The sequence below is a fragment of the Shewanella sedimentimangrovi genome (genome assembly GCF_017354965.1).
GTDB lineage: Bacteria > Pseudomonadota > Gammaproteobacteria > Enterobacterales > Shewanellaceae > Shewanella > Shewanella cyperi.
The window spans coordinates 491,223-505,725 of sequence record NZ_CP071502.1 but is presented as its reverse complement, the minus strand read 5'-3'; the positions used below and the strand labels follow the sequence as shown (position 1 = coordinate 505,725).

General features: G+C 56.6%; 11 protein-coding genes. 4 read left to right on the top strand and 7 right to left on the bottom strand.

Annotation, left to right across the window (positions count from 1 at the left end):
- Positions 1 to 49 precede the first annotated feature (49 nt).
- Together JYB85_RS02105 and JYB85_RS02100 are read left to right on the top strand one after the other, a co-directional pair.
- Positions 50 to 2,983 carry a PKD domain-containing protein gene (locus tag JYB85_RS02105; RefSeq protein WP_207380844.1) on the top strand — a complete coding sequence of 978 codons (2,934 nt, stop codon included), beginning with the start codon at positions 50 to 52 and terminating at the stop codon, positions 2,981 to 2,983.
- Positions 2,984 to 3,140: 157 nt separating this feature from the next.
- The gene (locus JYB85_RS02100; RefSeq protein WP_207380843.1) at positions 3,141 to 3,719 is read left to right on the top strand and encodes a nucleoside triphosphate pyrophosphohydrolase family protein; all 579 of its coding nucleotides are present in this window, start codon (positions 3,141 to 3,143) and stop codon (positions 3,717 to 3,719) included.
- Between the two features lie 24 nt (positions 3,720 to 3,743).
- Here JYB85_RS02100 and ubiA read toward each other — a convergent pair whose 3' ends face one another.
- The 5 genes from ubiA to JYB85_RS02075 form a co-directional block, all read right to left on the bottom strand.
- Positions 3,744 to 4,604 carry a 4-hydroxybenzoate octaprenyltransferase gene (gene ubiA, locus JYB85_RS02095; protein ID WP_207380842.1) on the bottom strand — a complete coding sequence of 287 codons (861 nt, stop codon included), beginning with the start codon at positions 4,602 to 4,604 and terminating at the stop codon, positions 3,744 to 3,746.
- 80 nt (positions 4,605 to 4,684) lie between these two features.
- Positions 4,685 to 6,850, bottom strand: coding sequence for a DNA helicase II (gene uvrD / locus JYB85_RS02090; protein ID WP_207380841.1), 2,166 nt, complete (start codon positions 6,848 to 6,850; stop codon positions 4,685 to 4,687).
- A 164-nt stretch (positions 6,851 to 7,014) separates the two neighbouring features.
- On the bottom strand, positions 7,015 to 7,941 hold the full coding sequence (locus JYB85_RS02085; protein WP_207380840.1) for an SPFH domain-containing protein: 927 nt from the start codon (positions 7,939 to 7,941) through the stop codon (positions 7,015 to 7,017).
- Positions 7,942 to 7,952: 11 nt separating this feature from the next.
- Entirely contained in the window at positions 7,953 to 8,867 is a 915-nt protein-coding gene (locus JYB85_RS02080) for an SPFH domain-containing protein (protein WP_207380839.1), read from the bottom strand.
- Between the two features lie 54 nt (positions 8,868 to 8,921).
- Entirely contained in the window at positions 8,922 to 9,383 is a 462-nt protein-coding gene (locus tag JYB85_RS02075) for an NfeD family protein (protein ID WP_207380838.1), read from the bottom strand.
- A 241-nt stretch (positions 9,384 to 9,624) separates the two neighbouring features.
- Between JYB85_RS02075 and JYB85_RS02070 the strand changes: the two genes are divergently transcribed.
- Positions 9,625 to 10,368: an outer membrane protein OmpK gene (locus JYB85_RS02070; RefSeq protein ID WP_207380837.1), complete on the top strand. Its 744-nt coding sequence runs from the start codon at positions 9,625 to 9,627 to the stop codon at positions 10,366 to 10,368.
- Between the two features lie 74 nt (positions 10,369 to 10,442).
- Here the strand turns inward: JYB85_RS02070 and udp are convergent, their stop codons facing one another.
- Complete coding sequence (gene udp / locus JYB85_RS02065; RefSeq protein WP_207380836.1) at positions 10,443 to 11,201, bottom strand: uridine phosphorylase; 759 nt, start codon at positions 11,199 to 11,201, stop codon at positions 10,443 to 10,445.
- Positions 11,202 to 12,099: 898 nt separating this feature from the next.
- On the bottom strand, positions 12,100 to 13,275 hold the full coding sequence (locus tag JYB85_RS02060; RefSeq protein WP_207380835.1) for a type III PLP-dependent enzyme: 1,176 nt from the start codon (positions 13,273 to 13,275) through the stop codon (positions 12,100 to 12,102).
- A gap of 376 nt (positions 13,276 to 13,651) precedes the next feature.
- On the opposite strand from JYB85_RS02060, the gene JYB85_RS02055 reads away from it, so the two are divergent.
- On the top strand, positions 13,652 to 14,500 hold the full coding sequence (locus JYB85_RS02055; protein ID WP_207380834.1) for a mechanosensitive ion channel family protein: 849 nt from the start codon (positions 13,652 to 13,654) through the stop codon (positions 14,498 to 14,500).
- The last annotated feature ends 3 nt before the right edge of the window (positions 14,501 to 14,503 follow it).

Below are 14,503 nucleotides of genomic sequence, written 5' to 3'. Positions count from 1 at the left end.
CCAGCATCTCTTTGGGCAGCTATTTGGGCATCTAATTGGAGAGAGCGCCATGAAGTATTCGACTCTGCCTTTGACGACACTGCCTTTGACGACATTGGTGCTCCTTGGGCTCAGCCTCTGGCCACTGACGGCAAACAGTGCCAATCCCCCGCCGAATCAGCGCATCTTCCCACAGCTGTCACTGCCCACAAAAGCCCAGGGCGAACAGGCCATAGCGGCCTTGGGCGCCAAACTGCCCGAGGTGGCGGCCTGGTACGGTATGAGCCCGGATGAGTTTGCCCGCGAGCTGCGCAGCGATGCCACTCTGTGGCTCGATACCAAGGGCCGCGCCTTCTACGTGGATCAGTTCCCCCAGGCGACCGACCCGGCCGATGCCCAATTGTTGCAGGAAGCCCCCTATCCGTTGGAAGACACCTTCCATCTTCACAGCCGCCCAGGCGCCAATCGGGTAATTTACCTGGACTTTGATGGTCATATCACCACGGGCACGGCCTGGAACAACTCCTATGGTGTCGATCCCATAGTCTCGCCGCCCTACAGCCGTGACTCGGACTCCAGCACCTTCAGTACATCAGAGTTGCAGGACATACAAAACATGTGGCGCCAGGTGGCCGAAGACTATGCCCCCTTCAACGTGGATATCACCACCGAAGATCCCGGCCTCAACGCCATCACCCGCAGCAGCACGTCGGATCAGGTCTACGGAACCCGGGTGGTGATGACCAAGGACAACTTCGCCGGTTGCGGCTGCGGCGGCTTTGCCTATCTGACGGTATTTGATGATGTGGGCGACTTTTACAAGCCGGCCTTTGTGTTCAACACCAGTTTAGTGGGTGCCGGGGAAGCCATCTCCCACGAGGCGGGGCATAACCTCAGTCTGAGCCACGATGGTGTTATTGGTGGTGCCAATTACTATACCGGCCACGGCAGTGGCGCCACCGGCTGGGCCCCCATCATGGGGGTGGGTTATTACCAGGCCCTGGTGCAGTGGAGCAAGGGCGAATACCTCAACGCCAACCAAACCCAGGATGATATAGCCCGCATCCAAACCTACGGTGCGCCGCTGGTGGCCGACGATCACGGCGACAGCCTGGCGACCGCCACCACGTTGAATGCCAGCGCAAGCAACGGCGTCCTCAGCCTTGGTGGCAGTGGTCTTATCCACAGCCGCCAGGATGTGGACCTGTACCGCTTTCATGCCGGCGCCGGCAGTTACAGTATCGATGTGCAGCCCGCCCCCTTTGCCCCCAATCTGGATATTCTGGCCCAGCTCTATGATGCCAATGGCAATTTGCTGGCCAACAGCAATCCGGTCGATGCCTTATCCGCAAACCTGAGTGGCACTCTGGCCAGTGCCGGGGACTATTTCGTCAAGGTGGATGGCACAGGTAAGGGCGACCCGCTCGACACAGGCTACACAGACTATGCCAGTCTGGGGCGTTACAGCATCAGCGGAACTGCGGTCGATGGCGGCACTGCCGCCGTCCCCACAGCGGCCATGGCCCTGAGTTACACCCCGGGCCCCGCCCCTTTAAGCGTAAACTTTGACGGCTCGGGCTCGGACGACAGTGATGGCACTATCATGAGCTATGACTGGAACTTCGGCGATGGCACCAATGCCAGTGGCGCTGAGGTCAGTCATGTCTATCAGGCACCCGGTGATTTTACTGTGGTACTGATGGTCACGGATAATGACAACCTCAGTGACCAGGCCAGCCAGGTGGTGAACGTGCAAAACCAGCCGCCGGTCGCCGTGGGTTCTGCCGACACGCTTTCCGGCACAGCGCCGCTCACAGTCAACTTCGACGGCTCGGGCTCCCATGACCAGGACAGCGCCGGCACTATCAGCAACTATCAGTGGAACTTTGGTGATGGCAGCGGTGCTTCCGGCGTCAATGCCAGTCACAGCTATAGCCAGGCCGGCAGTTTCACCCCCACACTGACGGTCACGGATAATCTGGGTGCGATGGGCATGACCACACTGCCGGCCATAGAGGTGGCCCCCGCCCCCTTCCTGCTGCAATATGCCGGCAGCGAAACCACGGCTGCGGGCACTGTGAGCGGCAGTCTGGCCAACTTGCAGACCGATGACGGTGTGCTGGAAATCATTACCGAGAGAGAGTCCGGCGGCAGGAAGAGCAGCAGATACAGCTATCTGGATCACAGCTGGAACTTCAACGTCCAAAGCGGCAATGCCGAGACCCTGGTGCTCCACGGCTGGCAGTCGGTGTCCAGCGATGGTGATCAGCTGCTGCTGTATTTAACCAGCAGCACGGCTACCAATGTGCTGCTGACCCAGATGCCCAGCAGCGATCAGGGTCCGCAATCCATCCCGTTGCCGGCAAACCTCAGCGGCCAGGTGCAAATCAGTGTCCGTGACAGCGACCAGAGCGTCGGTCACCTGTCACTCGACAGCCTGTATCTGGACCTGCTCTATATTCGCACCGACAACCAGAGCGGCGGTGCTGTGCCTGCGTCGCCGACAGCTTTATCAGCCACTTCGGTCTCCGCCAGCCAGATAGATTTGTCCTGGAGCGACAATGCAGGCGATGAGCAGGGCTATAGCATAGAACGCTCTTTGGATGGAGTGAACTGGGCGAGTATCTTCACCACTGGCGTGGATGGCAGCGGCCACAGCGACACAGGGCTGGCAGCTAATACCCAATATTGGTATCGCGTTCGCGCCTTTAACCAGAGTGGCAATTCCGGCTATTCCAACGAAGCCACTGCAACCACGGATCTGGGCTCAGGCTTAAGCCTGACCGCCAGCGGTTACAAGGTGAAGGGCGTGCAGCAGGTGGACCTGTCCTGGAGCGGCAACAGCGGTGATGTGGACATATATCGCAATAATGCCTTGGTAGCGACGGTTTCCGGCAGCGATTACACAGACAACCTCAACCTCAAGGGCGCCGGCAGCTACGACTATCAGATCTGCAACGCCGGCAGCAGCGATTGCTCGGACATAGTGACAGTTATCTTCTAACGTCACCCGTGACCAGCGTCATCCAAGGCCAAGCAGAAAGCTTGGCCTTTTTATTCCTCCACCCCACACATCCAAGACGCTTTGCCATTAAGCCGGCCTTTCTTTATCATGCCCGCTGATTAACCATCCAGTGCCAACCCAGAATAAAGGCCCTTTAATGCGACTGACCTGCCTGACCGAAGCCCTGTACGCCAAGCTGTACCGTGATATCCATGAATTCCGTGCCACCTTCGATCTGCCGGTGGACTCCCCCGCCAGTCTCGACGAGAAGATGGACAAGTTGCACAGTTCGCTGATTATCGAAGAGCTGACCGAACTGGCCGAGGCCAAAGACAAGGTGGAACAGGCGGACGCCATAGTGGACAGCGTCTATGTGCTCATGGGCCGCGCCGTACATTTGGGTGCCAGGGACATGTTGGCGCAACTGGAGATCAGCTATTTCATCGATGTGCTGCTGCATGTGGCCGCCAACCGCGGCATAGACTTCGAGCCCTGCTGGGATGAAGTCCATGCCAGCAACATGAGCAAGGTCTGCCGCAACGAGCAGGAGCTGGCCGATACCATAGCCCATTACGCTGCCCAGGATGTTGAAATCAGCGGCAGTCGCCAGGGCGACTTTTTGATCGCCAAGTGTGCCAAGGACGTGAAACTGGAAGGCAAGACGGTACGTCAGGGCAAGGTGCTCAAATCCGTTTACTACCGTCCCGCCAATCTTGCCCCGTTAATAACTGGCTGATGATGAGAGGCTGGTTCAGCCAGCCTATACCAGATAGTCAAACCCCAGGGCCGCGAACAATACCAGTCCGGCCCAGTTGTTGTTGAGGAAAGCGCGAAAGCAGGGCTCGCGCTCACGGCCGAAGATCAGCTTTTGCTGGTACAGGCCAAAACCGATAAAGCCGAGCACACCCAAGCCGTAAAACCAGCCGCGTCCGGCACTCAGTCCCGCCATGGCAAAACAGCCCAGGGCCGCCAACTGAAACAGGCCGATTATCTGCCGGTCGAAGCGTCCGAACAGTATGGCGGTGGACTTGATCCCCACCTTGATATCGTCGTCCCGGTCCACCATGGCATACATGGTGTCGTAGGCCACGGTCCAGCACCAATTGGCGGCAAACAGCCACCAGGCCTCGGCTGGTACAGTGCCCAGCTGGGCGGCATAGGCCATGGGGATTGACCAGCTCCAGACCACACCGAGAAACATCTGCGGCATATTGGTCCAGCGCTTGGTGAAGGGATAAATGATCGTCAGTAAGATGCCGACCACAGAAAGCTTGACCACCAGGGAGTTGAGCAGCAACACCAGACCAAAGGCAAACAGCCCCAAGAGCACGAACAGGCCCAGCGCTTCTTTTACCGTCACCTCGCCGCTGGCCAGGGGCCGTCTGCGGGTGCGTTCCACATGGCCATCCAACTCCCGATCGGCGTAGTCATTGATGATGCAGCCACAGGCGCGCATCACCACCACACCTATGGTAAAAATCACCAGCACCTTGATATCCGGCAGGCCATTACCGGCCAACATCAGCGCCATCAGGCAGGGCCAAAGCAACAGCAGTGTGCCTATGGGCCGGTCGAGGCGCATCAAGCGGGCATAGCTGTCCCATTTTTGGGTGAGAGTCATGGATTCTTCCTGAAATTGTGTTCTGGCCGCGCGGATTATAGCGCCCGGCGGCCAACGAAAACAGGGCCAGCGAAAACAGGTTAGGCGGTTTCCAGCCTGGCGTAGGCTACCACCAGCCACTTGCTGCCGACATCGTCGAAATTGACCTGCACCCGCGCCTGGGGACCGCTGCCTTCGTAGTTGGTGACGGCGCCCTCGCCGAACTTGGGATGCATGACCCTTTGTCCCAAACGAAAGCCGGAGTCGTCAAAGGCCTGCTGGGCATGGGCGAAGCGGTTGTTCGCCAGCGGGGTCGACACCTGGGCCTTGAGGCGGATTTCCTGCACATATTGCGGCGGAATTTCCTTGATAAATCGTGAGGGTCTGGCGTAATCCTCGCGGCCATAGATGCGGCGCGACTCGGCATAGGTGATATAGAGTTTTTCCATGGCGCGGGTCATGCCCACGTAGCACAGGCGACGCTCCTCATCGAGCCTGTCACCCTCCTCCAGCGCCAGCTTGCTGGGGAATATGCCCTCTTCCACACCGGCCATAAACACCACCGGGAACTCCAGGCCCTTGGCCGAGTGCAGCGTCATCAGCTGCACCGCATCGGTGTGGGCATCGGCTTGACCTTCACCGGCCTCCAGCGCCGCGTGGGACAGGAAGGCATTGAGCTCGCCCATGTCCTCCAGCTCCTCCGGCATTTCGAAGCTGCGGGCGGCGGTGACCAGTTCCTCCAGGTTTTCGACCCTGGCATGGGCCTTTTCGCCCTTCTCTTCCTCGTACATGGCCTTGAGACCCGAGTGCAAAATAACCCAGTCGGCCATGCGGTACAGAGGCTGCTCGGTCGTATCGTTGCCGAGCTGGATTATCAGATCCATAAAGCCCCGCACCGCGTTGGCGGCGCGCCCGGCCAGCACCTTTTCCTCCAGCAGTCGCTGGCAGGTCTGCCACAGGGTCAGCTGCTGCTGCCTTGCCGTGGTGCGCAAAATGTCCAGGGTGCGATCGCCTATGCCCCGCGGCGGGGTATTCACCACCCGCTCGAAGGCGGCATCGTCATCGTGGTTGGCAATCAGCCTCAGGTAGCCCATGGCGTCCTTGATCTCCTGACGCTCGAAGAAGCGCAGGCCACCATAGATGCGGTACGGCAGGCCCTTGTGCAGCAAGGCTTCTTCCAGTACCCGCGACTGGGCGTTGGAGCGGTACAGTATGGCGCACTCGGACAGGGCGCCGCCCTTGTCCTGCCAGTCGCCGATGCTACCAACGATAAAGCGGGCCTCGTCCATTTCGTTGAAGGCGCAGTAGAGGGAGATGGGCTCACCATCCTTGTCCTCGGTCCACAGCTCCTTGCCCATGCGCTCGGGGTTGTTGGCGATCAGCTCGTTGGAAGCCTTGAGGATGTTGCCGCTGGAGCGGTAATTCTGCTCCAGGCGTATGGTGCTGGCGCCGGGGAAATCCTTGAGGAAGCGATGCAGGTTTTCCACCTGGGCGCCACGCCAGCCGTAGATGGACTGATCGTCATCGCCCACTATCATCACGTTGGCGCTGTTGCCAGCCAGCACCCGGATCCAGGCGTATTGGATGGCGTTGGTATCCTGGAATTCGTCCACCAGAATATGGCGGAACCTGTCCTGGTAATGGGCCAACAGGTGTGGCTTGTTTAGCCACAGCTCGTGGGCTCGCAGCAGTATCTCGGCAAAGTCCACCAGCCCGGCGCGGTCGCAGCTGTCCTGATACACACGGTACAGGTTGAGCAGCATCTGCTCCATGGGGAAGGCACCGGCGTCTATGTGCTGGGGCCGCAGGCCCTGATCTTTCTTGCCGTTGATGTAACCGGCCACCAGCCGCGGTGGATACTGTTTCTCGTCCAGGTTCATGCTCTTGAGGATGCGTTTGATCAGTCGCTGCTGATCGTCCGAGTCCATGATCTGGAAATTCTGTGGCAGATTGGCGTCCTGCCAATGGGTGCGCAGCAGCCTGTGTGCCAGGCCGTGGAAGGTACCAATCCACATGCGGCCCATGTGATTGCCGACTATCTTCTCCACCCGCTCACGCATCTCGGCGGCGGCCTTGTTGGTAAAGGTCACGGCCAAAATGGAATAGGGGCTCTGGTTTTCCACCTGCATCAGCCAGGCGATCCTGTGGGTCAGCACCCGGGTCTTGCCACTGCCGGCACCCGCCAGCACCAGCATGCTCGACAATGGCGCCGCCACCGCCTCGCGCTGTTTATCATTCAGGCCATCCAGTAAAGAAGATACGTCCATTCCCGCCTCCGCAACAATCGAGCCGGCATTATATCAGAAGCCTTGGCCCAGGTGGCGGCCAATGGATTGGCGAAGACAACCCTTATTAAACAAACAAAAACGGCTGCCATTGGCAGCCGTTTTTATCAAAGTTCACAGAATATTGTCTTTCAGCAATCCGCCTGTCAGCGCTGCTCCTGCAGTCCCATGGCGTCCATCCACTGCTCGAAATGCACCATGTTGCCGGGCAGGATCACCCTGCTGCCGCTTTGGCCCAGGCCATCGAGCTGCTTGAGGTACTGCTCACCCAGTTGCATCCGCAGCGCGTTTTGGCCACCGGGGGCGGCGATCACCGCCGCCAGGCGCTCGATGGATTCGGCCGTGGCCTTGGCGATGGACAGTATCTCTTCCGCCTTACCTTCGGCCTCGTTGATACGGCGCTGCATTTCGCCCTCGGAGCGGTTGATGGTCTCGGCCTTGATACCCTCTGAGCGGTTGATCTTGGACTGCTTGTCGCCCTCGCTCTTGGCCAGCAGCGCCCGGCGCTCACGCTCGGCATTGACCTGCATTTCCATGGCGTTTTTCACCGTTTCCGGCGGGGTGATGTTTTTGATCTCGTACCTGTGCACCCTGATCCCCCAGATGGCACCGGCCTGATCGAGCACCTCAACCACCTTGGCGCTGATCACATCACGCTCTTCGAAGGTACGGTCCAGATCCAGGGTGCCTATCACAGAGCGGGTAGTGGTCTGGGCCAACTGGATGGCGGCGTAACGGTAGTCCGTCACCCCATAGCTGGCCTTTACCGGGTCGGTCACCGAGATGTAAATAACGCCATCCACTTCCACATTGACCTCGTCACTGGAGAAACACTCCTGCGGCGGCACGTCTATGGTTTCCTCTTTCAGGTCGTGGATATAGACCACCTTGTCGATAAAGGGGATCAGGGCATGAAAGCCCGCATCCAGGGTCGCATGGTATTTACCCAAGCGCTCCACTATGTAGGCGGATTTGGTTGGTACCAAACGGATAGACTGAAACAGCTTGATGATAAAGATGAAGAAAATCAGGCCCCAAATGGCCGTTACCACTAAGTCGAGATTGATTACCATAATGCTGCTCCTTATGCCTTGGGCGCCAGGCCCTGGGTGACCTTGTCCATGCCTTCAAAAAAGCCTTCCATACGGGCCAGCTCCGCCGGCACCACAGACACTTCGGCCTGCTCCAGGATATTGCCCACCTGCTTGATAAACTGCTCCTTGAGCTGCATGTTCATCGCATCGGTGCCGCCCTGTACCGCCAATGCCTGGGCCACCATATTCATGCCCTCGGCCTTGGCCTTGGCTATGATGGCAATTTCGGCCGCCGTGCCCTTGGCCTCGTTGATACGCTTTTGCTTCTGGCCTTCGGAGATGTTGATGGCCTCCTGACGCTCACCTTCGGACATGTTGATCATCGCCGCCTTCTCGGCACTGGCGAGGGTGATCTCGGCGCGCTTGCGGCGCTCGGCCTCCATCTGCTTCTCCAGGGTGTGGATCACATGGCGCGATGGGCTGATATTCTTGATCTCATAGCGCAACACCTTGATCCCCCAAGGATCTGAGGCTTTATCAATCTCACGCACTATGGATTCATTGAGCCGGTCGCGCTCGGAAAAGGTCTCGCTCAGGGTGAGCTTGCCGATTTCCGAGCGCATGGTGGTCTGGGCCAGATTCACCGCCGCCATGCGGTAGTTCTCGATGCCGTAACTGGCCAGCTTGCCATCCATCACCTTGAGATACACCAGGCCATCCACTTCCAGCTGGGTGTTATCTTTGGAAATACAGCTCTGTGGCGGAACATCCAACACCTGTTCACGGGTGTCATGGCGATAGGCTACCCGGTCAAAGAAGGGGATCAAAAAATGGAATCCCGGTTCCAGTACGGTGCGGAACTTCCCCAGACGCTCAATCACATGCACTTCGCGCATGGGAACGATCAGCATCAGCTTATAAAGCACAAAGAGAACCAGCAGAAAAACAATGGTAAAAATCAGCATAGATTCCTTCCTGTTGATAAGTGGGCAGAACTGCCCTGTTGAATACGGTCTTGCTCAGACATCCAAAGGCAGAGGTTCCACCACCAGAGCGATATTTTCCCGGCAGATGATCCTGACGGTTGTGCCCTTGGTGATCAGGCTGCCATCCCCCAGGGCGGGCCACTCACTGCCCTGAAATTCAACCCGGCCCCTTTGCTGGCCCGGGCCTATGTCGGCCTTCACCAAAGCGGTCTGGTTAAACAAATCCAGCTCTTCATCTGTATTGTCCACATGGGCATCGCCACCCACCAGACGCTGGGTCAAGTGACGAAACCCCAACAACAGCGCCATGGAGCTGATAAACCACAGAGTCAAGGCCTGCGGCAGAGTACTGACAAGCCCCAGAGCCAAGGCGCCGGCCACCAGCAAACAGGCGGCGCCCAGCAGTATCACTATGCCACCAGGCACCACCACCTCAGCCAGTATAAGTACCAGGCCCAAACCGGCCCACAGCAGTACAGGATTAGAAAACTCCATATTCCCCCCGAAATGCGAGTATCTCCTGCAACGACTATATCAGCTCGATATTGCCAAGGCGACATATTATGTCATATTTTCGCTTCTTTTTTACCCTATGACAAACGCTAAAGCTACGTAGCATTTTAACAGCTTGCCACCAAAATCCTTTGAATAGCGGCGTCTTTTTCCCTATATTGCACCGCAGTTACCGGGGGCGCCCAGTCACCCCTACTCCCTTGGCTTTTAAGGATGCAAAACAATGAAAAAAACCTGTCTTTGCCTGGCCCTGCTCTTGTCACCACAAGCCTTCGCCGGTGAGTGGGTACAATGGTGGAATGCCGGTATCACCGGTCTGTACGGCAAGAACTATGACCTGGCCCCATCGGACGAGCAAACCACTATAACCCTCGACAGTGCCGGTGGCTGGAAATACGGTGACTGGTATGTGTTCCAGGACTTTATCCGTTTCAATGGCGCCGATGAAGGCACCACCTATGGTGAGCTGTCCACCCGCCTGAGTGCCGGTAAGCTGCTTAACCAAAAGCTGGCCTTGGGCCCCGTGACCGATGTGTCAGTGGCCCTGACCCTGGAAGAAGGTGAAGGTCCGGTGGAGTCTTTCCTCTACGGTATTGGACTGGACTTCAACTTGCCGATTTTCAGCTACTTCCAGCTCAACACCTATCGCCGTCACGCCATCAACGGCGCCAATAACAGCGACGGTTGGCAGATCACTCCCGTGTACCGCGTCGACATTCCCTTTGCCGGCAGCAACCTGGTGATCGATGGTTTCGCCGACTGGGTATTCCGCACCGACGGTAACGGCTACCATGAAAACCTGCACTTCAACCCGCAGGTGAAATTCGATCTGGGCCAGATGGTATTCGGCGATCACCGCAAGGACGCCCTGCTGGTCGGTATCGAATATGATTACTGGCGCAACAAGTACGGTGTCGATGGCATAGATCAGAACACCTATTCACTGATTGCCCAGTACCATTTCTGATCCGGTTTAGTGCCGGTGATAAAAAAGGCGCCCAAGGGCGCCTTTTTTATCCACTGTTTAATTACTGCAGGCAATCAGGCCAGCAGTTTACGGGCCGCGGCAACCACCACAGACACGGCACTGACCTCGGTCTGCTTCATGGTTTTCTCGTCCGGAATTTCCTGTTGGGTACGGTTCACTATCACCCCGGCCACACAGGCGGCACGCCAGCCCTGGCTGGCACACATGGTGAACAGGGTCGCGGACTCCATTTCATAGTTGAGCACGCCCATGTCCTGCCACTCCTGCATGGAACCGGCAAAGCGACGGGTCACTCGACCAGTGACTGTGTCATAACGCTCCTGACCGGGATAGAAGGTGTCGCTGGAAGCGGTCACGCCAATGTGCGGCTCAACACCGGCATCGCGGCAGGCCTGCACCATGGCGGTGGTACATTCGAAGTTGGCTACCGCAGGAAACTCCATGGGGGCAAAATGCAAGCTGGCACCGTCGAGGCGTACCGAGGCCTGGGTCACAATCAGATCGCCCACGTTCACATGGGGCTGAATGGCGCCCGTGGTTCCCACACGCAGGAAGGTCGTCACCCCCAGCTGGGCGAGCTCTTCTACGGCGATGGAGGTGGAAGGGCCACCAATACCGGTGGAGCACACTACCACGGCCTTGCCATCGAGGTAGGCCAGGTAACTGGTGTACTCGCGGTGACTGGCCAGGAAGGTCGCATTATCCATCAACTCGGCAATACGCTTTACCCGCTCAGGATCGCCCGGCACAATCGCCAGGGTGGCGCCATCGAGCATTGCTTTTGTCAAACCCAGGTGAAATACATCAGCCATGGTGAAAACCCCTTTCAATTTTGATTATAAAATTCTAATTGCTTCGACTTTAACCTAGTATCGAAGCGGATAAGGTTAACTTGATCACGAAAAATCAGGCAACGCCTAATTCAATTACCGTAATCTTCTTACTTAATCAGCGGAAATGACTGATTTTTAAGATAGCAGCTGGCCACAGCAGTGCCAGTGTCCTTTGCGGACTGTGAAGCAGATCCAACTTCCCACAACCAAAAATTTATATATCTTTATTTTTCAATTAATTAAAAACAACAGCACTTCCAATGCCGCACTCTGAGGCACGGGTCACATTTTTCTGTTACCGGCTTTCCTAGTCTTTAACCATACAAGGCGAAACCAACCGGGAGTTAAAAAGTAAACCAGCAAGCACCAACACGGGATTCGACTCACAGGGCAAAGAACACAGGTTCAACCAAGTCCATACCACTGGCAGGCCCCAGATGACGAAATAACCGCGAACGGCGCCCCAAAGACCAGGGCAAGGCAGCTGCACCAACCGACCACGACTATTCATAACGCAGCGCTTTGCCGCCATGAATGCAGGCAACAGGAGGACAAAACAGCAGCCAATCGATATTTGGGCAGCGGCTCCAAAGAAAGAGGCATCCGCAGGATAGCCTAAGTTAACGACCACCCGGGTCCGAGCCCACGCCAAGTTCGATTAACAGATTGCAAAAATACAATATCAGGTCAAAGCCTGTTGCTGGATTGAGCCCAGAGGCACCCAATATCAGAGGCCGTTGCAAAACGCCTGAGGTGCAATGACTACCATGGTCAAGCCCAGAGGCCCATTTGTCAGAAGCAGGTAAGCAAAGCGTTCTTAAGACACAAAAGAACAAGGGGCCCAAAGGCCCCTTGCTGCTATGGCGCGGTCCGGGAATTACAGATAGTAATCCTTCAGCGGTGGGAAACCGTTGAAGCACACGGCCGAATAGGTGGTGGTGTAGGCACCGGCAGTCAACCAGTAGAGCCTGTCTCCAATGGCCAGATCGTCTGGCAAACCATAGGCATACTGCTCATACATTATGTCGGCACTGTCGCAGGTTGGACCGGCAATCACGCACTTTTCCAACTCGCCCTGGCGCTCGGTATAGATGGGGAACTTGATGGCCTCATCCATGGTTTCGATAAGACCGGAGAACTTACCCACATCGGTAAACACCCAACGCTCCAGCGCTGTGTAGGACTTGCGGCTGATCAACACCACTTCGGATACCAGTACCCCGGCATTGGAGATCAGTGAACGGCCTGGCTCAAGAATGATCTGTGGCAGGTCGTCACCAAAGTCTTCCTTGAGGAAGTGGGTGATCTGCTCGGCATAGGTGGCCAGTTCATTGGTCTTGTCGATATAGTTAGCGGGGAAGCCACCACCCATATTGATCATCTCCAGCACTATACCGTGCTCATCGCGCAGACGATCGAAAATGTGCTTTACCTTACCAATAGCTGAATCCCAGGCACCAATATCACGCTGTTGTGAACCCACATGGAAAGAGATGCCATAGGGCACCAGTCCCAGCTCCTTGGCCAGCACCAACAGCTCGTAAGCCATTTCGTTCTGACAACCGAACTTGCGTGACAGTGGCCAGTCGGCGGTGTCAGTGCCTTCGGTCAGGATTCGGACGTAGATGCGAGAGCCCGGGGCTTCTTCGGCAATCATGCGCAGATCGGCTTCGGAGTCAGAAGCAAACATACGCACACCGCGGTCGTAGAAGGCCTTGACGTCCTTGCGCTTCTTAATGGTGTTGCCAAAGCTGACGCGATCTGCGGTCACGCCCACGGCCATCACCATATCCAGCTCATAGATGGAGGCAATGTCGAAATTGGAACCCTTGTCCTTGAGCAGGGTCAGGATCTCCTTGGCCGGGTTGGCTTTAACTGCATAATAAACACTGGCATACGGAAAATTGGTGACCATGTCATCGTATTGTTTCGCAATGATGGCAGTATCTATCACTACAAAAGGCGTTGCTTTGTCCTTGGCAAACTCTTCGATGCGGGCGAAGGTTTCTTTGTCATAGTAATCAGCAACATCAATAGATTGAAATTGGCTCATTTGGCCAGGGTCTCCTGTCGGTTCAGTGTATTGACCGGCTCTGCCGGGGCGGTAAAAAAACGTGCGAAGTAGACGCTATTTCCGACCAAGATGCAACGAATTTTTATGCCCGATAATTAATTTTTTATTCGAGCATTAATCCCACATCCCAGCTACTTGAATCTACAGTATAAGTCACAAAAACACAGCGGGTCGGCAAGCCAGCCCCAATGTCATGCCTGAACAAAATTCAGGCTGACAACAGCTGCGGTGACAAATCCCCTGGCCGGCCAGGGAAACGGCGCGGGAGACGGACGCGATAGCGATGAAAATCAGTGACTTCCCTGAGCACGCACCAAAAGGCACAATAGGACAGACTGCCGAAGGAGGATCCCAAATGAATGAAACAGGCCTGGAACAGGAATTGGCGCAACTGCAAAATGTCTACACCCTGCTGACCGAGTTTCTGGTCAATTACAGCTTTCAATTGGTGGGTGCCCTGCTCATCTTCCTGCTTGGCCTGTGGCTGGCTGGAAAGGTGGCCAGGATGGTGGAACACCAGTTTGAAAAGCACCATATAGACCCCACCCTGAGCCATTTCAGCACCAACGTGATCCGGCTGCTGATAGTGATCATGGTCGCCATAGTAGCCCTGGGCAAACTGGGGATCAGTGTCACCCCCATGATTGCCGCTATAGGCGCTGTGTCCCTGGGGGCCGGCTTGGCGGTGCAGGGCATGTTGTCCAACTATGCCGCCGGCCTGACCATAATAGTCACCCGCCCCTTCACAGTCGGCAACACCATCACGGTGCGGGGTGTGACCGGGGTGGTGAAGGATGTGCGTCTGGGAATGACCCTGCTCAGCAACGAGGAAGGGGAGCAAATCAGCATTCCCAACAAACACATAGTCGGCGAGATACTGCATAACTCCTTCGGCAACCGCCTGGTGGAATCCCACTTTAATCTGGCATTCGACGCCAATCCCGAGCATGCCATAGAGGTCATCACTGCAGTGCTGAAGCAGCAGCCGGCCGTGGCCCAGGACCAGGCAGTGCAGGTTGGCATCAACGGTTTCAGCAGTGCCGGAATCGAGCTGGGACTGAGATTCTGGATCCCGAGCGCCAGCTATTATCAGGATAAGTACAAGATTAACTTAGCGGTTTGGCAGGCATTGCAGGCTGCCGGTGTCAGCATACCCGCCCCGGCGCGCAACATTCACATAGTAGAAGACACCCGCCGGCAGTAAGTC

Excerpts from the sequence above, each read along its gene's own strand:
- JYB85_RS02075 (WP_207380838.1), bottom strand. The coding sequence starts at position 9,383 with ATGGAGTTTTCTAATCCTGTACTGCTGTGGGCCGGTTTGGGCCTGGTA.
- JYB85_RS02100 (WP_207380843.1), top strand. The coding sequence starts at position 3,141 with ATGCGACTGACCTGCCTGACCGAAGCCCTGTACGCCAAGCTGTACCGT.
- JYB85_RS02060 (WP_207380835.1), bottom strand. The coding sequence starts at position 13,275 with ATGAGCCAATTTCAATCTATTGATGTTGCTGATTACTATGACAAAGAA.
- JYB85_RS02055 (WP_207380834.1), top strand. The coding sequence starts at position 13,652 with ATGAATGAAACAGGCCTGGAACAGGAATTGGCGCAACTGCAAAATGTC.
- uvrD (WP_207380841.1), bottom strand. The coding sequence starts at position 6,850 with ATGGACGTATCTTCTTTACTGGATGGCCTGAATGATAAACAGCGCGAG.
- JYB85_RS02105 (WP_207380844.1), top strand. The coding sequence starts at position 50 with ATGAAGTATTCGACTCTGCCTTTGACGACACTGCCTTTGACGACATTG.
- udp (WP_207380836.1), bottom strand. The coding sequence starts at position 11,201 with ATGGCTGATGTATTTCACCTGGGTTTGACAAAAGCAATGCTCGATGGC.
- JYB85_RS02085 (WP_207380840.1), bottom strand. The coding sequence starts at position 7,941 with ATGGTAATCAATCTCGACTTAGTGGTAACGGCCATTTGGGGCCTGATT.
- JYB85_RS02080 (WP_207380839.1), bottom strand. The coding sequence starts at position 8,867 with ATGCTGATTTTTACCATTGTTTTTCTGCTGGTTCTCTTTGTGCTTTAT.
- ubiA (WP_207380842.1), bottom strand. The coding sequence starts at position 4,604 with ATGACTCTCACCCAAAAATGGGACAGCTATGCCCGCTTGATGCGCCTC.
- JYB85_RS02070 (WP_207380837.1), top strand. The coding sequence starts at position 9,625 with ATGAAAAAAACCTGTCTTTGCCTGGCCCTGCTCTTGTCACCACAAGCC.